The organism is Actinomadura scrupuli, assembly GCF_050971785.1.
Taxonomy (GTDB): Bacteria; Actinomycetota; Actinomycetes; order Streptosporangiales; family Streptosporangiaceae; genus Actinomadura_E; species Actinomadura_E scrupuli.
Genome location: NZ_JBPCCU010000007.1, coordinates 183,694 through 205,233, shown reverse-complemented (window position 1 = coordinate 205,233; position 21,540 = coordinate 183,694). Strand labels below are relative to the sequence as shown.

The 21,540-nt window shown below is 71.8% G+C and carries 21 protein-coding genes; 18 read left to right on the top strand and 3 right to left on the bottom strand.

Translation table 11 applies throughout. The annotated features are described in order from the left end of the window. Positions 1 to 17: 17 nt before the first annotated feature. From qcrC to ACRYCC_RS29255, 11 genes are all read left to right on the top strand, one after another. Positions 18 to 881: a cytochrome bc1 complex diheme cytochrome c subunit gene (gene qcrC, locus ACRYCC_RS29305; RefSeq protein WP_433816949.1), complete on the top strand. Its 864-nt coding sequence runs from the start codon at positions 18 to 20 to the stop codon at positions 879 to 881. Beyond that, positions 874 to 1,992, top strand: a complete 1,119-nt coding sequence (gene qcrA, locus ACRYCC_RS29300; RefSeq protein WP_433816948.1) for a cytochrome bc1 complex Rieske iron-sulfur subunit — start codon at positions 874 to 876, stop codon at positions 1,990 to 1,992. Before qcrC ends, qcrA begins: the two co-directional genes overlap by 8 nt. Further along, positions 1,989 to 3,635 carry a cytochrome bc1 complex cytochrome b subunit gene (gene qcrB, locus ACRYCC_RS29295; protein ID WP_433816947.1) on the top strand — a complete coding sequence of 549 codons (1,647 nt, stop codon included), beginning with the start codon at positions 1,989 to 1,991 and terminating at the stop codon, positions 3,633 to 3,635. Before qcrA ends, qcrB begins: the two co-directional genes overlap by 4 nt. Positions 3,636 to 3,720: 85 nt before the next feature. Next, complete coding sequence (locus ACRYCC_RS29290) at positions 3,721 to 4,896, top strand: glycosyltransferase family 4 protein (RefSeq protein WP_433816946.1); 1,176 nt, start codon at positions 3,721 to 3,723, stop codon at positions 4,894 to 4,896. Between the two features lie 280 nt (positions 4,897 to 5,176). Then, a complete protein-coding gene (locus ACRYCC_RS29285; RefSeq protein ID WP_433816945.1) occupies positions 5,177 to 6,328 on the top strand; it encodes a M23 family metallopeptidase in 1,152 nt (383 codons plus the stop codon). 20 nt (positions 6,329 to 6,348) lie between these two features. Further along, the gene (locus ACRYCC_RS29280; RefSeq protein WP_433816944.1) at positions 6,349 to 7,053 is read left to right on the top strand and encodes a ferric reductase-like transmembrane domain-containing protein; all 705 of its coding nucleotides are present in this window, start codon (positions 6,349 to 6,351) and stop codon (positions 7,051 to 7,053) included. Next, positions 7,050 to 8,558 (top strand): NADH-ubiquinone oxidoreductase-F iron-sulfur binding region domain-containing protein, encoded by a 1,509-nt coding sequence (locus tag ACRYCC_RS29275; RefSeq protein WP_433816943.1) that lies wholly within the window; start codon positions 7,050 to 7,052, stop codon positions 8,556 to 8,558. The genes ACRYCC_RS29280 and ACRYCC_RS29275 overlap by 4 nt, the downstream gene beginning before the upstream one ends. Positions 8,559 to 8,743: 185 nt before the next feature. Beyond that, on the top strand, positions 8,744 to 9,352 hold the full coding sequence (locus ACRYCC_RS29270) for a DUF4142 domain-containing protein (protein ID WP_433816942.1): 609 nt from the start codon (positions 8,744 to 8,746) through the stop codon (positions 9,350 to 9,352). Between the two features lie 42 nt (positions 9,353 to 9,394). Then, entirely contained in the window at positions 9,395 to 10,552 is a 1,158-nt protein-coding gene (locus tag ACRYCC_RS29265) for a DUF1996 domain-containing protein (RefSeq protein ID WP_433816941.1), read from the top strand. A 633-nt stretch (positions 10,553 to 11,185) separates the two neighbouring features. Further along, positions 11,186 to 11,764: a sigma-70 family RNA polymerase sigma factor gene (locus tag ACRYCC_RS29260; protein WP_433816940.1), complete on the top strand. Its 579-nt coding sequence runs from the start codon at positions 11,186 to 11,188 to the stop codon at positions 11,762 to 11,764. Further along, positions 11,761 to 12,447, top strand: a complete 687-nt coding sequence (locus tag ACRYCC_RS29255; protein WP_433816939.1) for an anti-sigma factor family protein — start codon at positions 11,761 to 11,763, stop codon at positions 12,445 to 12,447. Before ACRYCC_RS29260 ends, ACRYCC_RS29255 begins: the two co-directional genes overlap by 4 nt. A gap of 31 nt (positions 12,448 to 12,478) precedes the next feature. Here the strand turns inward: ACRYCC_RS29255 and ACRYCC_RS29250 are convergent, their stop codons facing one another. Then, positions 12,479 to 13,153: an SDR family oxidoreductase gene (locus ACRYCC_RS29250; protein WP_433816938.1), complete on the bottom strand. Its 675-nt coding sequence runs from the start codon at positions 13,151 to 13,153 to the stop codon at positions 12,479 to 12,481. A 147-nt stretch (positions 13,154 to 13,300) separates the two neighbouring features. After that, entirely contained in the window at positions 13,301 to 15,088 is a 1,788-nt protein-coding gene (locus tag ACRYCC_RS29245; protein ID WP_433816937.1) for an AMP-dependent synthetase/ligase, read from the bottom strand. A gap of 206 nt (positions 15,089 to 15,294) precedes the next feature. Between ACRYCC_RS29245 and ACRYCC_RS29240 the strand changes: the two genes are divergently transcribed. The 6 genes from ACRYCC_RS29240 to ACRYCC_RS29215 all read left to right on the top strand — a co-directional run bounded on the left by ACRYCC_RS29240 (position 15,295) and on the right by ACRYCC_RS29215 (position 19,776). Then, positions 15,295 to 15,984 (top strand): copper homeostasis protein CutC, encoded by a 690-nt coding sequence (locus ACRYCC_RS29240; protein ID WP_433816936.1) that lies wholly within the window; start codon positions 15,295 to 15,297, stop codon positions 15,982 to 15,984. A gap of 199 nt (positions 15,985 to 16,183) precedes the next feature. Next, the gene (locus ACRYCC_RS29235; RefSeq protein WP_433816935.1) at positions 16,184 to 16,954 is read left to right on the top strand and encodes a metallophosphoesterase family protein; all 771 of its coding nucleotides are present in this window, start codon (positions 16,184 to 16,186) and stop codon (positions 16,952 to 16,954) included. A gap of 87 nt (positions 16,955 to 17,041) precedes the next feature. Then, the gene (locus ACRYCC_RS29230; RefSeq protein ID WP_433816934.1) at positions 17,042 to 17,479 is read left to right on the top strand and encodes an SRPBCC family protein; all 438 of its coding nucleotides are present in this window, start codon (positions 17,042 to 17,044) and stop codon (positions 17,477 to 17,479) included. A 76-nt stretch (positions 17,480 to 17,555) separates the two neighbouring features. Then, positions 17,556 to 17,963 (top strand): hypothetical protein, encoded by a 408-nt coding sequence (locus tag ACRYCC_RS29225; RefSeq protein WP_433816933.1) that lies wholly within the window; start codon positions 17,556 to 17,558, stop codon positions 17,961 to 17,963. A 101-nt stretch (positions 17,964 to 18,064) separates the two neighbouring features. Then, positions 18,065 to 19,009, top strand: a complete 945-nt coding sequence (locus ACRYCC_RS29220) for an ROK family glucokinase (protein WP_433816932.1) — start codon at positions 18,065 to 18,067, stop codon at positions 19,007 to 19,009. Between the two features lie 65 nt (positions 19,010 to 19,074). Then, on the top strand, positions 19,075 to 19,776 hold the full coding sequence (locus tag ACRYCC_RS29215; protein ID WP_433816931.1) for an endonuclease/exonuclease/phosphatase family protein: 702 nt from the start codon (positions 19,075 to 19,077) through the stop codon (positions 19,774 to 19,776). Between the two features lie 7 nt (positions 19,777 to 19,783). On the opposite strand, the gene ACRYCC_RS29210 is transcribed toward ACRYCC_RS29215, so the two are convergent. Then, entirely contained in the window at positions 19,784 to 20,554 is a 771-nt protein-coding gene (locus ACRYCC_RS29210; protein ID WP_433816930.1) for a hypothetical protein, read from the bottom strand. Positions 20,555 to 20,777: 223 nt separating this feature from the next. On the opposite strand from ACRYCC_RS29210, the gene ACRYCC_RS29205 reads away from it, so the two are divergent. Continuing rightward, complete coding sequence (locus tag ACRYCC_RS29205) at positions 20,778 to 21,503, top strand: lysophospholipid acyltransferase family protein (protein ID WP_433816929.1); 726 nt, start codon at positions 20,778 to 20,780, stop codon at positions 21,501 to 21,503. The last annotated feature ends 37 nt before the right edge of the window (positions 21,504 to 21,540 follow it).

The window sequence follows — 21,540 nt, the reverse complement described above, 5'->3', positions numbered from 1 at the left end:
CGGAACGGGGACAATCCGTGAAATGGTTCACCGCATGGCGACGGCGCCCGTGGGCGGGCTACGCCGTTGTGCTGGTCGCCCTGGCGGCCATCGGCGTCGTGTACGCCGGCTTCTCACCGCGTACCGATCGTGCCGAAGCGGCCGATTCGAGGGCCGCGGCGCGGGCCCAGGCCAACGGCCGGCAGCTGTTCGAGCAGAACTGCGCCAGCTGCCATGGGCTCAACGCCGAGGGCACCAGGGACGCGAAGGGCAACACGATCGCGCCCAGCCTCATCGGCGTGGGGGCCGCGTCGGTCGACTTCCAGGTCGGCACCGGCCGCATGCCGGCGGCCAACCCGGGCGCGCAGATGCCGCGCAAGGAGCCCGTGCCCGCCTTCAACCCCAAGCTCAACCCGAAGGCGCAGCAGAACCTCACCGACCTGAGCAACTACATCGCCTCCCTCGGCGGCGGGCCGGCCATCCCCACCAAGGAGCAGGCCAGCCCGGACGACTCCCAGGTGGGGCTCGGCGGCAAGCTGTTCCGCACCAACTGCGCGCAGTGCCACAACTTCGCCGGTGAGGGCGGGGCCCTGACCTACGGCAAGTACGCGCCGCCGCTGAAGGACGCCACGGACCAGCAGATCTACGAGGCCATGATCACCGGCCCGCAGGCGATGCCGGTCTTCAACGACACCACCATCACGCCCGAGCAGAAGCGCGCCATCATCGCCTATGTCGTCCAGACCCGTGACGAGGTCAACCCCGGTGGCAACGGACTGGGCCGCATCGGCCCCGTCGCGGAAGGCCTCGCGGGCTGGCTCATCGGTATCGGCCTGCTGGTCTTCGCAGCGATGTGGATCACCGCGAAGAAGCCCAAGAAGCTGAAGAAGCAGCATGACTGACACCTATGGCAGCTCTGAAGAGCCCCAGAACGGCGCCGACCGGCCCGCTCCGCCCCGCCGAGTGATCGGGACGCCCTCGCCGGCCGAGTCCCGCACCCTGCTCGCCGCGGACGAGCCCACCCCGGACCGCGAGCCGAGCGAGCTCGACGAGGACGCGGCGAAGAAGGCCGAGCGCGTGGTCGCGACCTTCTTCCTGATCGCGTTCTTCGCCAGCATGGCCTTCATCGTCTACTTCATCGGCTGGAGCGGCCGCCACGGCGGCATGCACGGCATCGACCGGGCGCAGGAGTCCAACTACGCGCTCGGCAGCGCGATGACGGTGTCGTTCCTGGCGATGGCGATCGGCGTGACCATCTGGGTGCGCCGGCTCATGACGTCCAAGCAGATCATCCAGGAGCGTCACGAGCTGGCCTCCTCGGCGGCCGACCGGCAGACGTTCGCCGAGAACTTCGCCGAGGGCGCCGAGGACAGCGGCATCACCAAGCGGCCGCTGCTGCGCCGCACGCTGCTGCTCGCGGCGGCCCCGCTGGGCCTGGCCCCGCTGCTGCTGCTGCGCGACCTCGGGCCGCTGCCGGAGAAGAAGCTCCGGCACACCTTCTGGCGGGACGCGGTCGAGAAGGCCAGGTCCCAGGGCAAGCCGGGGGTCCGGCTGCTGGTGGACGGCACCAACCGGCCGCTGAAGGCGAGTGACTTCAACTCGCCGGGCAGCATGATCACCGTGGTGCCCGAGGGGATCGAGGGCACGCACGATCCGATCAACGAGCTGGCCAAGGCGGCCACCATCGTGATCAACGTGCCCCCCGGGCAGTTCAAGCCGGTCAAGGGCCGGGAGAATTGGCACGTCGACGGAATCGTCGCATATTCTAAAATCTGCACGCACGTCGGCTGCCCGGCCGCACTTTACGAGCAGACCACGCACCACATCCTCTGCCCGTGCCATCAATCCACCTTCGACGCGACCGACGGAGCCAAGGTCCTGTTCGGGCCTGCGGCGCGTGCGCTACCGCAGCTGCCGATCGCGGTGGACGGAGAGGGGTACCTCATCGCCACCAGCGACTACAAGGTCCCGGTCGGCCCGAGCTTCTGGGAGCGAGGTGCCACTCAGCAATGAGCACACTGCCTAAGGCGGTCGACGCACCGATCACCTTCGTCGACGAGCGGCTCGGTACCGTCGGGTTCCTCAAGCGCAACGTGAAGAAGGTCTTTCCGGACCACTGGTCCTTCATGCTGGGCGAGATCGCGCTCTACTCCTTCGTCATCCTGCTGCTGACCGGCACCTTCCTCACGCTCTGGTTCCAGCCGAGCATGATGGAGGTGGTCTACAACGGCTCGTACACCAAGCTGAACGGCGTGCAGATGTCGCAGGCCTACGCCTCGACGCTGCACATCAGCTTCGACGTGCGCGGCGGCCTGCTCATGCGGCAGCTGCACCACTGGGCGGCGATCCTCTTCGTCGCCTCGATCATGGCCCACATGCTCCGGGTGTTCTTCACCGGCGCGTACCGCAAGCCGCGTGAGCTCAACTGGCTCATCGGCCTCGGACTGTTCACGCTGGCCCTGGTCGAGGGACTGTTCGGCTACTCGCTGCCGGACGACGCCCTGTCCGGCGCGGGCCTGCGGATCACCGCGGGCGTGATGCAGTCCATCCCGCTGGTCGGGACGTACCTGTCGTTCTTCCTGTTCGGCGGGGAGTACCCGGGTCAGGACATCATCCCCCGGTTCTTCACCCTGCACGTGCTGCTGATCCCCGGCATCATCCTGGCGCTGGTCACCGCGCACATGATGATCATGTGGCATCAGAAGCACACCGCGATGCCGAGCAAGGGCCAGACCAACGAGCAGGTCGCCGGTTACCCGTTCTACCCGGTGTTCATGGCCAAGACCGGCGCGTACTTCCTGTTCACCTTCGGCGTGATCGCGCTGCTGGGAACCTTCGCCCAGATCAACCCGATCTGGATGTTCGGTCCGTACGACCCGGCCGCGATCTCGGCGGGCTCGCAGCCCGACTTCTACATGGGCTTCCTCGAGGGCTCGCTGCGGATCATGCCCAACTGGGAGACCAACCTCTGGGGCCACACGATCCCCTGGAACGTGGTGATCCCGGCGCTGGGGCCGCTCGGCATCGTCATGACCGGCGCCGCCCTGTGGCCGTGGATCGAGCGCTGGGTGACCGGCGACCGGCGGCAGCACCACGTCAACGACCGGCCCCGCAACGCTCCGGTGCGCACCGCGATCGGCATGACCGCGGTCACCTTCTACGGAACGCTGTGGCTGGCCGGCGGCAACGACATCATCTCCGACAAGTTCGACGTGTCGCTGTACGGCACCACCTGGTTCTTCCGGTTCGCGGTCTTCCTGCTGCCGCTCGCCGCCTTCGTGATCACCCGGCGGATCTGCCTCGGCCTGCAGCGCAAGGACGCGGCGGTGGTCGAGCACGGGGTCGAGAGCGGCATCATCAAGATGACCCCGGAGGGCGAGTACATCGAGATCCACCGGCCGGCGCGGCCGGAGCTGGCCGCGGTCATCCTCAGCAAGGAGGAGGCCCAGCCCGAGCTCCCCGCGGTGGACGAGGGCGGCATCCCCGCGGTCAAGGGCCCGATCGGGCACCTGCGGGCGAGGCTGACCCGGTTCTGGACCTTCGACTCGATCCCGATCCCGCTGGAGAACGGCCATGGCAGCGGCCACGGAGAGATCGAGAGCGGCCAGGAGGCCGGGAAGCACGACGAGCACAAGGCGGAGCTGACCAAGGGCTGATCGGCCCGCAGGGAGCCTGTGAAGGCCTGCCACCGGGTTGCCCGGCGGCAGGCCTTCCGTCGTGCGCGTGCGATGCTGAGGTGCGATGACCAAGACGCTCGTGATCACCAATGACTTCCCCCCGCGGCCCGGCGGCATCCAGGCGTTCGTGCACAACCTCGCGCTGCGCAGGCCGCCCGGTTCGGTGGTCGTCTACGCCCCCTCCTGGAAGGGCGCCGAGGCGTTCGACGCCGGCCAGCCCTTCCCGGTCGTACGGCACCCGACCTCGCTGATGCTGCCCGGGCCGGGGGTGCTGCGCCGGGCCGGCCGGATCGCCCGTGCGGAGGGCTGCGACTCGGTGCTGTTCGGGGCGGCGGCGCCGCTCGGCCTGCTGGCCCCGGCACTGCGGCGGCGGTACGGGGTGGAGCGCTTCGTCGCGATGACCCATGGGCACGAGACGGGCTGGGCCCAGCTGCCGGCGGCCCGGTCGCTGCTGCGCCGCATCGGCGACGGCGTGGACGTGCTGACCTACCTGGGGGAGTACACCCGCTCCCGGATGGCGCCCGTGCTGTCCCCGGCGGCGGCGGCCCGGATGGCCCGGCTGGCGCCCGGCGTGGACGAGTCGCTGTTCCGGCCCGGTGCCGGGGGCGCGGAGATCCGGGCCAGGCACGGCCTCACCGGCCGGCCGGTGGTCGTCTGCGTGTCCCGGCTGGTGCCGCGCAAGGGCCAGGACACGCTGATCCGGGCCTGGCCGCGGGTGCTGCGCGCCGTCCCGGACGCGGCCCTGCTGCTGGTCGGCGGCGGCCCCTACCGGAGGGATCTGGAGCGGCTCACCGCCGAGGCCGGGCTGACCGGCTCGGTCCGGTTCACCGGTGGAGTGCCCTGGTCGGAGCTGCCCGCGCACTACGACGCCGGTGACGTCTTCGCCATGCCCTGCCGGACGAGGCGCCGCGGTCTGGACGTGGAAGGGCTCGGCATCGTCTATCTGGAGGCATCGGCCACCGGGCTGCCGGTGGTCGCGGGCGACTCGGGCGGCGCGCCGGACGCCGTGCTGGAGGGGGAGACCGGCCTGGTCGTCCCCGGGCGGTCCGGCGACGCCGTCGCGGAGGCCCTGAGCGGCCTGCTGCGCGATCCCGTACGGGCCCGTGCGCTCGGCGAGAAGGGCCGTTCCTGGGTGGAGCGTGAGTGGACCTGGGAGCGCCAGGCGCACCGTCTCGGCGCGCTCCTGGACGGGGGCGGGCCGGGCGGGCCGGCGGAGCACCCGCTCGCCGGTTCAGGTTGAGCAGACCTCTGGTCGCGGGGCCGCCGCGGTGGCATCATCGAGGCCGCCGGGTAGCCGTTCCCCGCAAGTTCTCTACTTAGCCGCAAATATCACTCGGAATTTTTGTAACTTTCCAGCATCAAAGTGGCTACTGGGGCATATGCTCGCCGCTGTTGAGACGTCCCCGGGTGATCACCCGGGGACGCCATGACGCCTCAGGGAGCACACGGCGAGACGGGTCACCGTCCCGCCGTGCTGAGGGACCGCGTCACTGATGACTCCGCCTAAGTGGAGGAGGAGGATGAGACGCCAAGGACGGCAGACCCGCGCCGCCACGGTGAACGTCAACGTGGTGGACCGGGTGGCCATGACCGGGACGGTCATGGTCGTTGTGGTCGGCTTCGCACTAGCGGCCATTGTGGAACGGGCACTGCTCACCGGCGGTGCCGCGAGCGCGGAGGCGGGCGCCAGCCTGCCCCGGGCCGTAAGACCGCCAGACGGTCCCAAGGCGACCCGGGGCACTCCGACGCCTCGTCGTGCGCAGCCGGTGCTGTCGACCCTGAACGGCCAGGTGAGGTCGCTCACCCTGACCGAGCGCGGGGGCGCGGCCCGGCAGGCCTATGGGGTGAAGCCGAGCGCGGCACCCCTGGTGGGCGCCACCCGGTTCACCAGCGACCGGACGTGGGCGTTCGGCACGACCGCCATTCCGGTGCCCGCCAAGCAGTCGGCGATGCCCCAGGTGGCGCTGTTCCTGGCGCGCTGGTCGGGAAGCCGCTGGCAGGTGGGCCTGTCGGGCACGGAGGAGTTCAGGGCACTGCTGCGGCGGGTGCCCACGAAACTCCTGCCCGCCGCGGAGATCCGGGCCCTGGCCCGGTTCAGCGTGGGCCCGGCCCATCCCACCAAGCTCATGCTGCCCTGGCGGCAGGGTGACTCCTGGACGATGACCGCGTCGACCCGAGGGGCCCGTCCGCTCGGTGTCGTCGCCTTCCAGGGGGGCGACGGCCGGGTACTGGCCGCGGGTGACGGCCGGCTCTACAGGTTCTGCACCACCGCCGCCGGCGGGGGGCTATTGATGATCATTCATGACAACGGACTGGCTTCCGAGTACTACCAGTTGACAAAGATCACCGGAGTGCGTGACGGCGCCGTCGTCAAGCGCGGTGACCTCCTCGGGCGGGTCGGCGTCGACCGCCCGTGCGGAGGCGCCGCGGCCGCCCGGCCGCAGGTGCGGTTCGGGCTGCGGCAGGGGGCTGGAGACCTGCCCTTCAACGGCGTCACGATGGGCGGCTGGACCTTCCGGGAGAAGGCGCAGCCGATGATCGGCTGGGCCGAGCGGGGGATCCAGCAGGTGATGCCCGGCGTCGGCCTGGAGAACTTCGGCCCCGCGGATCCGCCGCCGGTGCCGAAGATCACGCTCACGCCGTTGCCCACGCCGACCCCCGGCTCCCCGTGAACATGACAGGAGATCTGTAGGTGGACACCCAACGCAAGGACCGATCCAGCCTGCCAGGCTGGGCGCTGCCCACCCTGGGGGGCGCTTTCCTCATCCTGCTCGTGGTGACGGCGACCCCGCCGGGAGCGACCGCCGCGGCCGCCCTGCAGCGCTTCATGGCCTTCTACGCCGGGGTCTTCGCCCTGGTCGGCATGAGCATCACGATCATGGTGGGCCTGCTCGCGACGGACCGCATCCTGCTGCGCATCGGGCACCGCGTGCTCGCGCAGGCGGTGCACCGGGCCATCTCGATGGCCACCATGGCCTTCCTGGTGGCCCACCTGGTGGTCAAGATCCTCACCAACCATGCCAAGGCGGCCGACGCGGTCGTCTTCCGGCCGACCGCGCTGGGCCTGGGCGCCCTCGCCTTCGACCTCATGTTGCTGATCATGACCACCGGGATCATGCGCGCGTGGTTCGCCGACAGCTCCCGGCCGGGGCTGTGGCGGGCGCTGCACGCCGTCGCCTACGTGGCGTGGCCGGTGGCCATCGTGCACGGCCTGGTCGCCGGCCGGCATCCGGCGGGCTGGGTCACCTGGGGGTACGTCCTCTCCCTGGTCATCGTCGGGCTGGCGTTGCTGACCCGGGTGGTGCTGGTGGTCAACCCGACCGAGCCGATGCGCGCAGAGGACGAGGTCGAGGAGCCCGCTCCCGTCGCCGAGCGACAGCGGATGGCGCAACGATGACGGTTTCGGTCGTCGTCCTGGGAACACCCCGGCTCACCATGGGTTTCGACCGCTTCCAGCGGCTGGACCTGGAGCGCCACCGCGCCATGCACGGACGCCTGAACCAGCTGTCACTGGGTGATCTCATCCAGCTGGTCGAGGGGGTCGACCTGCGTGGCCGGGGTGGTGCGGGTTTCCCGTTCGGCACCAAGCTCGCCGCCGTCAGCCGCAGCGCGGAGGCGGGCCGGCCCACCGTGGTCATGGTCAACGGTGCCGAGGGCGAGCCGGGGAGCGCCAAGGACGCGCTGCTGCTCACCCGGGCCCCGCACCTGGTGCTGGACGGCGCGGTGCTCACCGCCAGGGCCCTGCGGGCGGAGGAGATCGTCATCGGGGTCGTCGAGGACACCCCGGCCGACCGGTCCATCCGCGCGGCCCTCGCCGAGCGCAAGCTGCCCGTGCCGGCCCGGATCGCCCCCCTGGTCGAGCGCTTCATCTCCGGCGAGGGCGGCGCCCTGGTGCGCGCGGCCAACGGCGACGTGCCGATCCCGCCCGGCCGCAAGGTCCGGGCCAGCAACTCCGGGGTGGACGGCAAGCCGACGCTGCTGTCCAACACCGAGACCTTCGCGCAACTGGCGGTGCTGGCCTCGCTCGGCTCCGACCTCTACTCCTCGGTCGGTACCCCCCAGGAGCCGGGCACGGTCCTGCTCACCGTGGGCGGCGGCACCGTGGTCGAGGCGCCCGCGGGCACCCCGCTCAGTGCCGTGCTCGATGCCTGCGGCGCGGACCCCGGCCAGGGACTGCTCGTCGGCGGCTACCACGGGGCCTGGCTGCGGCCGGAGGCGGTGGCGCTCACGGCGCTCTCGCGGGCCGGGCTCGAGGCCGTGGGCGGCTCGCTGGGCGCCGGGATCATCCTGCCCCTCGGCCAGGGGACCTGCCCGCTGGCCGAGGTCATCAGGATCTCCGCCTACCTGGCGGCCGAGTCCTCCGGGCAGTGCGGCCCGTGCCGGATGGGGCTGCCGGACATCGTGCGCTCGCTGACCGCGCTGGCCGACGGATCGGGCGGTGTCGCCGCCGTCCGGCGGGCGGTGGGCATCGGCCGGGGCCGCGGCGCATGCAGCCACCCGGACGGCACCGCGCGTTTCGTGCTGTCGGCCCTGGAGGTGTTCTCCGGGGACATCGCGACCCACCGCGACCACGGCACCTGCGGGCTCTCCAAGACTCCCGTGTTCCCGATGCCGCCGGTGGACGCGACCGCCCGGCTGACGATCGACTGGTCCCGCTGCGAGGGGCACGGCGTGTGCGCCTTCGTGGCGCCCGAGATCGTCCACCTGGACCGGCACGGGTACCCGGTGGTGCTCAACACCCCCATGCCCACGTGGGTCGAGCGCGGCGCCCAGCGTGCCGTCGCGATGTGCCCGGCCCTCGCCCTGCGGCTCGTGACGCAGCAGGCGGCGCCGCCACCTGCGGTGATCCCTGAGAGCCAGGAGAACAAAAGATTCTGGTCGAAAAATCGCGAATCCCGCTGAACCCCGGCGGCCGGGCGCCGCGTACCACTGGGTGAAATGCGCGGCCGCGGCGGTCGAGTCGCACCAGAGCTCAACCAAAGCTCGACGCCCCGGAAAGAAAGGAACGTAGTCATGGTCTATGGGCTGGTGGAGAGCCCGTGAGCGTCGCGGGCCTGGGAACCGGTGGAAGACGCCGGGTCTGGCGCGTGGGCCGTCTCCGTATCAGGCGCCCGGGATTTCGCCAGTTCCTGACGATCAGCGCGTGCCTGATCCTCGTCGCGGCCACGTTCTATGCCATCCTGCGTCCCCCCGTCACTCCCGCCGACGGTGAGACCAGGGGAGGGCAGACCGAAACGCGCTGGGGCCCGCTCGACGACGGTGACCGGGTGCTGCTGGTCAAGGTCCGTCAGGCCGGGCTCTGGGAGATGCCGACGGGACAGCAGGCCCAGCAGCGGGCGAGCAGCGAGAAGGTCAAGGACATCGGCCGCCGGATCGCGGCGGAGCACGGCATCCTCGACGACGACGTGCGCGGCGTGGCGAGCCAGCTGGGGGTCGTGCTGCCCAGCGCGCCGAACGCCGATCAGCAGAGCTGGATGGCGGAGCTGACCGGCAAGTCGGGCGATGACTACGACCGGACGTTCGTGTACCGGCTGCGTGCCGCACACGGCAAGGTGTTCGGCATCATCGCGCAGGTCCGCGCGGCCACGCGCAACAGCGTCATCCGGTCGTTCGCCGAGCGCTGCATGACGTTCGTGCTGCGCCATATGACCTATCTGGAGAGCACCGGCCTGGTCGACTACTCGGCTCTCCGCTAGCCGAGCCCCCTACCTGAACACATCGCAAAGGGTGAGACATTCGTGCGACGAAACGACTTCTTCTTCGCGGTCCTGCTGGGACTGCCGGTTCTGACCATCGCGGCGGCGACCGTTCCGCTGTCCGGCTCCGCGCCGGTACGCGTCGCGGCCGTCTCGCACGCGCACGCGGCGCCCGGTGATCCGTCCGCGGATCCGTCGGCCGACCCATCCGGCGTCCCCCCGGCCGATCCGTCCGCCGACCCCTCGGCGGATCCGTCGGCCGACCCGTCCGGCGCACCCTCGGCGCAGCCGAGCGCCACCGCCGCCGCTCCCACCGCCGCCCCGACCGCGGCCCCGACCGGGCCGACCCCCGCCGACTTCATCGACATCAGACAGGTCCCGCCGAAGCGGAACGGGGTACGGCCGGGCCGCGGGGCCTCGCGCGGGACGTTCGTCTCGCGCTGCGGGCGCAACCAGAACGGCCACCGCAACCCCGACAACTTCATCGTCGCGCCCGGGGTCTCCAACGGCGCCCACCACACCCATGACTACGTGGGCAACCTGAGCACGGACGGCTTCTCCACCGACCAGACCCTGCTGGCGGCCGGCACCACCTGCTCGGGTGGGGACAAATCGGTCTACTTCTGGCCGGTCCTGCGGGTGACCACGCCCGGCGACACCTCCGGCCAGGACGGCAACAACGGCACGATCCTCCAGCCGGCCTCGGTGACCCTCCAGTTCCGTGGCAACGCGGTGAGCAAGGTCAAGGCCATGCCGCAGTTCCTGCGCGTGATCACCGGTGACGCCAAGTCCTTCACCAACGGCCCCACCAACGCCCGGGCCCAGTGGACGTGCACCGGCTTCACCAACCGGATCACGACCAAGTACCCGGTGTGCCCGCGCGGCAGCCAGGTGCAGCGCATCCTGGACTTCGCGAGCTGCTGGGACGGCAAGAGCATCGACAGCGCCAACCACCGCACCCACATCGTCTTCCCCGACGCGGCCACCGGAGCCTGTGCCACCGGCCTCACCGCGGTGCCGCAGCTGCGCATGGTCCTGACCTACAACGTGCGCCAGGCGCAGAGCCGGGCCATCGCGCTGGACAGCTTCCCCGAGCAGGTGCACAGCCCGATCACCGACCACGGCGACTTCGAGAACGTGATGCCGGCCCGGCTGATGAACCGGGCCACGTGGTGCATCAACCGCGGTCGCCGTTGCTGATCCAGCGGTCACGATGAGACACACGGCAGGCGGGAACCGGGAGTGGCGTGCACCCGTCTGCCGTGTTCGCAGGGCCGGGCGGCGCGCCGAGGCCCGTCCTTTCCCCCGCAAGAGGGTTCCCCGCCCAGACGGGCCCCGCCTGCCCGGTCCTGCCTGCCCGCACCTGCCCCGGACGCCGCTGCTGAGCGGCGTCCGGGGCATTTAGATGCCGGGTGGCGACGCCACGCGGCGCCGCCCGCCTCACGGACGGATGAGCCCCCTGCCCAGGCCCCTCGAATCCCAGGTTTTCCCGCAGTCCCTTGAACCTTCCGCGACCCCGGTCCCGTACTGCCTGCCGACTCCCCGACACGACGACGGAAGGCACGACGATGGCATTGCGGCAGAGGGCGCTGGCGCCCACCACGACCAGGAAGCCGCATGCCGGCGCGGGTCACGGCCACTGAGCCGGACCGGCTCCAGGACCGCGGGGACGCGCCGGCCCCGGTATGCACCGACCGGGCGCGCGTCCCCGCCACCGATCCGCGTGGAGGTTCTTCGTCAATGCGGCAGAACACCGCCTTCCAGGCCGAACCATGGTCTATCGTTCCCACGACCGCTCCCTCGCCCCTCCCAGACCTCGCGGCCGGATCCGAGATGAGCCTCCCCTCCAGCAGACCCCCCGGATCACGCGGGTTGCGGGCCTGGCTGCGCCGCCGGAACTCCGAGCCCGACGACGAACTGATCGTGGCGGAGCTGTATCGCCTGTATCATCGCCCCCTGATCTCCTTCGTCGTACGGCTGACCGCGGGTGACAGGCAGTGGGCGGAGGACGTCGTCCAGGAGACGATGATCCGGGCATGGCGGAGCATGGACCGTCTCGACCCGGACGCGGAATCGCTGATGCCTTGGCTGGCGACCGTCGCTCGCCGTATCGTTATCGATCATCAACGGCGGAAGGAGGCCAGGCCGAAGGAGGCGGGCGAAGGCCCCCTGGAGAATCTGCAGATCCCCGACGGCATGGAGGACCTCCTGCGCACAGTGGTCGTGTCCGAGGCGCTCAAGGCGCTCTCGGCGGCGCACCGGGAGGCGCTGACCGAGACGGTCCTGCGCGGCCGTACCGTGAACGAGGCCGCACAGGTGCTGGGCGTGCCGGTCGGCACGGTGAAGTCCCGGGTGTACTACGCGCTCCGCGCGCTGCGGGTCGCGCTCGAGGAGAGAGGGGTTCAGGGGTGAACCCCGAGGTGAAGCACACTGACGTGGGCGCCTACGCCCTCGGCCTCCTCGAGGAGCCCGACCGCAGGGCCTTCGAGGCGCACCTGAGCCGCTGCCGGTCGTGCGCCGCCGAGCTGGCCGGATTCGCGGGCCTGCACAGCCTGCTCATGGGGGTGGAGCCCGGCCTCCCCGAAAATCACGTTCCCGACGACCTGGTGGGCATGATGCGCCGCCGGAAGGCCGCCGACCGCCACAGCAGGCGGGCCCGGGTCATGCTCGGCGCCGCCGCCGCCGTGGTGCTGCTGGCGGGCGGCGTCACCGCCGGCATCGCCCTGACCGGCGGACCGGACGACGCCCGGCCGCCCGTCGCGGGGCAGCTCGGCCCCGGCGAGCAGCGCTCGGCGACCAACCAGGCCACGGGCGCCTCCGGCACCGTGGCGCTGGAGGGCAAGATGTGGGGCACCCAGGTGTCCTTGGACCTCGCCGGTATCCGCGGCCCCCTGGAGTGCGAGCTGGTGGCCATCACCAAGAACGGCCGCAAGCGCGTGGTGTCCGGCTGGGCGGTCCCGCCGAAGGGATACGGCGTGCCCGGCTCGCCCGCGCACCTGGTGGTCCACGGCGGCGTGGCCTCGCCCCCCGCGGACATCACCCGCTTCGTCGTACGGCTCTCCAACGGCGACGACCTGCTGAGCATCCCCGTGTGAGCTCCGGTCCGGGCACGCCCGGACCGGACGATCACGAGGCGCCCGCTCCCCGGGCGACGGCCCGCACCGCCGCGGTGACCGGCACCTCGCCGTTGGTCAGCTCCAGCGTGAGGTGATCGGTGCCCGGCGTGTCCAGCAGTGCCACGATCACGGCGGCGACGTCGTCGCGGGTCACCGACCCGCGCGGCAGCCGTGGCCCGGCGAGGGCGACCCGCCAGGTGCCGTGCTCGTCGGTGAGGCCGCCGGGCCGCAGGATCGTCCAGCCGAGGTCACGGGCCCGCAGGTCGTCCTCCGCCTCGGTCTTCGCCTGGAGGTAGGCGGCCCAGACCTCGTCGCCACCGGGTGCCGGCGGCCTGCCCGCGCCCATCGTCGAGATCTGCACGAACCTCGCGACGCCGGCCTGCTCCGCGGCGTCCGCCAGCAGCGCGGAGGCGTCCCGGTCGACGGTGAACTTGCGGGCCGCGCCGCTGCCCGGCCCCGCGCCGGCGGCGAAGACCACGGCATCGGCGCCGCGCAGGTGCGCGACGACCTGGTCGGCCTTGACCTGCTCCAGGTCGCAGACGACGGGCCGGGCGCCGGTCCGTGCCACGTCCTGCCGGTGGTCGGGATTGCGGATCAGGGCCACGGGGTCGTCGCCGCGGGCGGCGAGCAGCCGTTCCAGCCGCAGCGCGATCTTCCCGTGCCCGCCTGCGATCACTATGCGCATGAGATCTCGCTCCTCGATGACGGTCCGACCCGGTCTGCCCTACCCAGGCGGGCGCACGCGGTACCCCGCCTCCGCACCGGCGGGCCCGGAGGCGGCCGGGACCGGAGACGGGCAGGCCCGGAGGCGGGCGGGCCCGGAGACGCCGGGCTAGGAGTACAGCGCCGCTATCTCGGCGGCGAAGTCCTTGACCACGACATGCCGGCGGATCTTCATGCTGGGCGTCATGTGCCCGGACTCCTCGGTGAAGTCCACGTCGAGCACGCGGTACTTCTTGATGCTCTCGGCCTTGCTGACGCTGGTGTTCGCCGCGGCGACGGCCGCGTCGAGCTCGGCGACGATCTCGGGATCGTGGCGGAGCTCCGCCACGGTCGTCTCGGGGGGCTTGCCGTGCGCCTTCTTCCACGGCTCCAGGGCCTCGGGGTCGAGGGTGATGAGGGCGCCGACGAAGGGCTTGCCGTCACCGACGACGAGGCACTGGCTGATCAGCGGATTGGCGCGGACGCGGTCCTCCAGGGGCGCCGGGGCGACGTTCTTGCCGCCCGCGGTGACCAGGATCTCCTTCTTGCGCCCGGTGATCTGGAGGTAGCCCTCCGCGTCGAGGGTGCCGAGGTCACCGGTGCGGAGCCAGCCCTCCTCGAGGGACTCCTTGGTGGCGGCGTCGTTGTGCCAGTAGCCGGCGAAGACGTTGATGCCGCGGACCAGCACCTCGCCGTCCTCGGCGATCCGCACGGTGACCCCCGGGATGGGCCGGCCGACCGTGCCGATCTTGATCGCGCCGGGGCGGTTGACGGTGGCCGGGGCGGTGGTCTCGGTCAGGCCGTAGCCTTCCAGGATCACGATGCCGACGCCCCGGAAGAAGTGGCCGAGGCGCTCGCCGAGGGCCGCGCCGCCGGCGACGGCGAAGCTGACCCGGCCGCCGACGGCCGCCCGCAGCTTGCGGTACACCAGGCGGTCGAACAGCAGGTGCCTGAGCTTGAGCGCCGTGCCGGGGCCGCCGGTGTCCAGCGACCTGCTGTAGGCGATCGCGGTGTCCGCGGCGGCGTGGAAGATCTTGCCCTTGCCCGCCGCGGCGGCCTTCTGCTCCGCGCCGTTGTAGACCTTCTCGAAGACGCGGGGCACCGCCAGCAGGAACGTCGGCCGGTAGGACGCCAGGTCGGGCAGCAGGCTCTGCACGTCGCTGTGGCCGAGGGTGATGCCGCCCTCGACGCAGGCGACCTGGATGAGGCGGGCGAACACGTGCGCGAGGGGGAGGAAGAGCAACGTCGAGCTGCCCGCCACGGTCACCTCCGCCAGCGCGCCCTGGATGGCGTTGCGCGCGGTCGAGACGAGGTTGCCGTGGGTCAGCTCGCAGCCCTTGGGCCGGCCGGTGGTGCCCGAGGTGTAGACCAGGGTGGCGGTGTCGGCGGCCTGCCGCGTCCGGCGCCGCTCCTCGACGGTCTCATCGGTGATCGCGGCACCCTGCTCGCCGAGGGTCTCCACGGCACCGGCGTCGATGCCCCAGATCCGGGTCAGCTCCGGCAGCCGGCCGCGCACGGACGCGACGGTGGCCTCGTGCTCGGCCGTCTCGGCGAACACCGCCGTGGCGCCCGAGTCGCCGATGATCCACTCGACCTGCTCGGCCGAGGAGGTCTCGTAGATCGGGACGGTCACGCCGCCCGCCGTCCAGATCGCGTAGTCCAGCAGCGTCCACTCGTACCGGGTGCGCGACATGAGCGCGACGCGGTCACCGGGCTCGACGCCCGCCGCGATGAGGCCCTTGGCCGTCCGCACGACCTCGTCGCGGAACCCGGCGGCGGTCACCGCGCTCCACACGCCGCCGTCGTTGCGGCGGAACATGACCTGCCCGGGGTCGTCGTCGGCCCAGGTGAAAGGCGCGTCGGTCAGGTTGGCGGAATCGGGCAGGTCCACCAGGGCGGGGACACTGAACTCGCGCACACTCACTCCTCGTCGAGCACGGCACACACTGCGCTGGGCCGGGGTGGATCGGGACGTTACCGCGTTTATCTACCGATCGGTAGGCATTACCCGGTGACACACGTCTCGTTCCCCGCCTTGCTAACGGTCGCGTCAAGCGTAGGTCCCGTCAAGGTATGGGCCGGAACCGGTGCCCTACCCTTGACCAGGAAGAATCGGGGGACCGCATGCCACTGCTCGAAGTCATCGCACTGACCGCCCCGGACGCCCGTGCCGCCGAGGAGGGCGGGGCCGACCGGCTGGAGGTCGTCGCGGACATGGCCGCGGACGGCCTCACCCCCGACCCGGTCGTCGTCGCCGAGATGCGGCAGGTCACGTCGCTGCCGTTGCGGATCATGCTGCGGGCCAACACGGGGTTCCGCACCAGCGGCGCGGAACTGGACCGGCTGCGCCGGGCCGCCGAGAGCCTGGCGGCGGCTGGGGCGGACGGTTTCGTGCTCGGCTTCCTCGACTCCGAGGGGCAGATCGACGTCGGTGCCACCACCAAGCTCGTCGCCGTGATCGCCCCGCTGCCCTGGACCTTCCACCGCGCGATCGACCACGCGGCCGACCAGGAGGCGGCGTGGCGCATCGTACGGGACCTGCCGGGGCTGGACGCCGTCCTGACCGCGGGCGCGCCGGCGGGGGTCGACGCCGGCGTGGGCGCGCTCGTGCGGCGGGCGGCGGAGAGCACCGGCCCGGCCGGGCTGGTCATGGCCGGCGGCGGGTTGCGCCGCAAGCACGTCGCGCCGCTGGCCGCCGCCGGGGTGAGCTCCTTCCACGTCGGCGGTGCGGTGCGGCCGGACCGCTCCTGGGAGCGGCCGGTGAGCGCCGGGCTGGTGCGCGAGTGGCGTGCCCTGATCGCGGCGGCGGGTTGACGCCCGCAAGCGACGATCACGTGACCGTCGTACCATCGCTGCCCATGGACGTCTCCTCCCGGCGCCGGAGCCCGGGCGATCGCGGCGGGATTCCGATCGCCGCAGGCCACCGCCCGGCCCCCGGAACCCCTGCGCCCACGGGGTTTCTCCGTCCGGCTTCGCCCGGTCTGCCGATACCTGAGTCGCTTAGGGTTGGTTCATGCGGATCCATGTAGTGAGCGACGTGCATGGCAATGTGGAGGCGCTCGCTCGTGCCGGTGACGGCGCCGACGTGTTCATCTGCCTGGGTGATCTCATCCTGTTCGTCGACTACGAGGACCACGGGCAGGGCATCTTCGCGGAGCTGTTCGGCCAGGACAACGCCGACCACTTCATCACGCTGCGGACGCAGAAGCGCTTCGACGACGCGCGCGACTTCTCCCGGCGCATGTGGAGCTCGCTGGACGGCCCCGCGTGGCCGCACATCGAGGAGGCGGTCCGCCGCCAGTACGCCGCGCTGTTCACGGTGATGCCCGCGCCCGCGTACCTCACCTACGGCAACGTCGACGTCCCGCGGCTGTGGGGCGACCATCTGCGGGACGGCCACCGGGTGCTCGACGGGGAGGTGGCCGAGATCGGCGGCCGTACCTTCGGCTTCGTCGGCGGCGGCCTGCGCACCGAGTACCGCACCCCGTACGAGCTCGACGACGAGGCCTACGCGGAGAAGGTCGCCGCGGTCGGCAAGGTGGACGTGCTGTGCTGTCACATCCCGCCCGCCGTGCCCGAGCTGCTGTACGACACGGTCGCGCGCCGGTTCGAGCGTGGCAGTGAGGCGGTGCTGCAGCTGATCCGGGAGACTCAGCCTCGCTACGTGCTGTTCGGCCACGTCCACCAGCCGCTCGTGCGGCGGACCCGGATCGGGCGTACGGAGTGCATCAACGTCGGGCATTTCCGGGCCAACGGAACGCCCTACGTCTTGAACTGGCAGTAGGACGCCCCGCGGTACGAGACCGCGGAGTGAGAGGAACGGGGCCCGCTGATCGGGCCGCTTGCGGAACCAGCCGAAGGGAACGTGGCGATGGCGGACCGGACCAGCTCCAGCATCGAGATCGACGCCGGGAAGTCGGAGATCATGACGATCATCGCCGATTTCCCCGCCTATCCGACCTGGGCCGAGGGCATCAAGTCCGCCGAGGTGGTGGCGGAGGGCGCGGACGGGCGCGCGGACCAGGTGCGCTTCACTCTCGAGGCCGGGCCGATCAAGGACACCTATGTTCTGGCCTACGACTGGGACGATGACGACGCCGTCCGGTGGAACCTCGCCGCCCCCGGCGCGATGCTCTCCGGGATGACCGGCTCCTACCGGCTCGAGGACACGGCCGGCGGGGCGACCCGGGTGACCTACGAGCTCACCGTGGACATCAAGATTCCCATGATCGGCATGTTCAAGCGCAAGGCGGAGAAGATAATCATCGACGCGGCGTTGAAGGGACTGAAGCGACACGTCGAACGCTGACGTACCAGCCGGTATCGCCGAGGGGGCGGTACGGTGTCACGCCGACGACCGAACTAGATGAGTAGATGATGTGGCGATGACCGAGCAGCCGGGTTATGTCCTCGATGAGGCCGTGAAGCTCTTCGGGGTGCTGCGCCGCCGGATCCGCGACGGCGGCCCCGCCCGGCCCCGCCCGGAGCCGGGCGACGTCTGGGGCCAGGCCACCTACGAGGCTCCTGCTCCGCACATCGCCACCGGTGCTCCCGAGTGCCAGTACTGCCCGGTCTGCCGGGCCATCGCCGCGGCCCGGACGTCCGGCCCCGGCCTGACCGAGCAGGCGATGGACGCCGGCCGCTCGTTGTTCACGGCCCTGCAGGAGACGCTGTCCGCGTTCGACGGACCGCCCCAGGACACCGCCGCCCGGCGGGAGCGTGCCACCCCCGCGCCCCCGCGGCCCCGGGAGGAACGTCCCGGTCCCGGCGCGGACCCCACCGACAGCGGCTGACCACGTCAGCGCGGAAACACGCTCGGCCGGCCGACCGGCTGAGCCTCTGGCACGGAGCCGGGCGAGGGTGAACCACTCGCCCGGGATGAGGAGGAGAGCCCATGACGCTGACCATCGGTGTGGACGTCGGCGGGACCAAGGTCGCGGCGGGCGTGGTCGATGAGCATGGGCACATCCTGGAGAAGGTGAGGCGTCCCACGCCCTCCACCAACCCCAAGGAGACGGCCGAGGTCATCGCCGAGGTCGTCGACCTGCTCAAGAGCAAGTTCGACGACGTGGTCGCGGTGGGGCTGGGCGCGGCGGGCTTCGTGGACGAGACCCGTTCGACGGTGCTGTTCGCCCCCAATCTGGCCTGGCGCGACGAGCCCATCAAGGAGAAGGTCGAGAGCCGGGTCGGCCTGCCGGTCGTGGTGGAGAACGACGGCAACGCCATGGCCTGGGGGGAGGCGCGGTTCGGTGCCGGACGGGGTCAGGAGTTCCTCGTCTGCATCACGCTCGGCACCGGGATCGGCGGCGGCATCATCGTCGACGGCAAGCTCTACCGGGGCCGGTTCGGCATCGGCGCGGAGTTCGGCCACGTGCGGGTCGTCCCCGACGGGCGCCGCTGCGGCTGCGGCAACCGCGGCTGCTGGGAGCAGTACGCCAGCGGGAACGCCCTCGTCCACGAGGCCCGTGACCTGGCCAGGGTCGCCCCCGCGATGGCCGCCCGGCTCCTGGAGCTCGGCAACGGCGCGCCCGAGGGCATCAGCGGCCCGGAGATCACCCAGGCGGCCCGGGAGGGCGATCCGGCGGCCCTGGAGTGCTTCCGTACGATCGCGCAGTGGACCGGTCAGGGCCTCGCGGACCTGGCCGCCATCCTCGATCCGGGCGCCTTCATCATCGGCGGCGGGCTGTCGGACGCCGGAGACCTGCTGCTGGAGCCCATCCGCGCCGCCTTCGCGAACTCGCTCACCGGCCGCGGCCACCGCGTCAAGGCCGACATCCGCATCGCCGAGCTGGGCTCGTCGGCGGGCATCGTCGGGGCGGCGGACCTCGCGCGGATCTAGCGGCTCCGGCGGCCGGCCCGGACGGGCCGGCGGACACGGATGAGCGGCGGACCAGGAGGTGGCGGGTGACCAAGATACGGCTCGTCGGGTACAACGTGCGGGCGCTGCGCGACGACGGTGACGCGGTGGCGCGGGTCCTGCGGGGCTGCCGGCCGGATCTGGTGTGCCTGCAGGAGGTGCCCCGTTTCCTCGGCTGGCAGGCGAAGCGGGAGCGGCTGGCCGAGGCGTGCGGCCTGACGGTGGCGTCGGGCCGGCGGACCGCCGGCCTGGCCGTGCTGGCGGGGCCGCGCGTCCAGGTCCTGCACGACGAGTACCACCTGCTGACCCGGGTGCCCGGCCTGCACCGGCGGGCCCTGGCGATCGCGGTGGTCGAGATCGACGGGGCCCGGCTCGTCGCCGCCAGCACCCACCTCGACCTGGCCGACACCCCCCGCCGGGCGCACGTGGGCGAGGTGATCGCGCTGCTGGACCGGGTGCGCCGGTCCTTCTCGGCCCCCGTCGTGCTGGCCGGCGACATCAACGAGGAGCCCTTGGGGCCGGCCTGGGGCATCCTCGCGCGGACGTTCCAGGACGCCTGCGCGGTGGCGCCCGCGGGGGAGACCGACACCTACTCGGCGCGGCGCCCGGTCAAGCGCATCGACGGCGTCTTCGCCGACCGGGCCATCACGGTGGCCGGCTGCGGGGTGCCGGCCGAGCCCGAGCTGGCCGCCGACTACGCGGCGGCCACCGACCACCGGCCGGTGCTGGCCGACCTCGTGCTGGGGTGACCGGCCTTCACACCACAGCGCCGTCGTCGGTGTCGCGCGGGTCGTCGCCCATCCGCAGCACCAGCGCCACGAATCCGCCGATGAAGGCCGCGACCGCGGTGAACGCGGCCCAGCCGGGCACCTCCCAGCCGAGGATGACCGTGAGCAGCAGGTAGAGCGGGCCGCCGATCAGCGCCAGCCACGCCCCCCGGGTCACCGCGTCACCGCTGGGCAGCGGCGGCGGGATCGGCGGGATGTAATGGCCCTCGTCGTCGTCCTCGGGCGGCTCGGCGGCCTCGTCCGGATCCGCCGACTTGATCAGCCGCGCGGTGGGGAGCCGCCCCTCGCGGTCGTGGCCCTCCGGCTCGGCCTCGGGCTCGAGGTTCTCCTGGTCGGGCCAGGGGGTGGCGCCGTCCTGCGGGGTGGTGTCGAACGAGGCCACGAGGTCGGCCCAGATGGCGTCCTCGTCGCGTTCCGCCGTCGCGGCGCCCGAGCCCCCGGCCGTGCCGTCCGCCCCGAGGTCGGGCAGGCCGCCGGCGGGGCCGCCCGGCTGACCGGAGCGCTGCTCCCGCAGGCGCGCCAGATGCTCGTGCAGGATGCCCTCGGCCGCCGCCTCCATGGTGGCGTCGACGTAGAGCCGGTCGAGGCTCCCGTCCGGCTCGGCGATCTCCCCGTCCGCGGCGTAGGCCGCGATGCCGGCCTCCCGCAGGGCGGTCAGCATGGTGTCGGCCAGCTCCGGGGCGAGGTCGATCAGCGGCGTGTAGGCGTCCGCGGACAGCCCATTAGCGCGGCGGCTCACCGGGTCGTCTCCTTCGACGTTCCTGGACGGCCTGGCGTCAGCTGCATGACGGCCTCCGGTCGACTTAAATACACACTCAACGTTGAGCCTACGGCCCGATCCGCCGCACGCGGTGCAGGGGGACGAGATGGGGATGTGGGTCCGCGCGACACGAGATGGGAAGATGTCCCATCATCTCCGGTTCTGCTCGTGACGGGAAGTGCGTCACAAGAAAGGTGGCGACGTGTTCTGGTGGGTGGTCAAGGGGGTCCTGGCGCCGTTCCTCTACCTCATCTGGCGTCCGAGGAACGAGGGGATGGACAACGTCCCCGCCGAGGGCCCGGCCATCCTCGCCGGCAACCATCTGTCGTTCGCCGACCACTTCTTCGGCCCCCTCCCGCTGCGGCGCCCGATCGTGTTCCTCGGCAAGCGCGAGTACTTCACCGGAACAGGGCTGAAAGGCCTGATCAGCAAGGGGTTCATGAGGGGTGTGGGAGTGATCCCGCTGGACCGTACGGGCGGCAACGCCAGCGAGGAGGCGCTCGCCACGGGGCTGCGGGTGCTGCGCGAGGGCAAGCTGCTCGGCATCTACCCCGAGGGCACCCGGGCGCCGGACAACCGCCTCTACCGGGGCAAGACCGGGGTGGCCCGGCTCGTCCTGGAGTCGAAGGCCCCGGTGATCCCCATGGCGATGATCAACACGTTCGAGCTGATGCCCCCCGGCCAGATCTGGCCGCGCATCGGGGTACGGCCCGGGGTGCGCTTCGGCAAGCCGATGGACTTCTCCGGCTACTACGGCCAGGACGAGGACCGCGAGGTGCTCCGCGCGATCACCGACCAGATCATGCACGCCATCGCCGAGCTGTCCGGCCAGGAGTACGTCGACGTGTACGCCGCCGACGCCAAGGCGGCGGCGGCCGGCCAGGCCCCCCGGCCCGCGCGTGACGAGGACGAGGACGACGAGACCTGACGGGGACACGGTGCGGGCCGAGCGGTCCCCGGAGCCC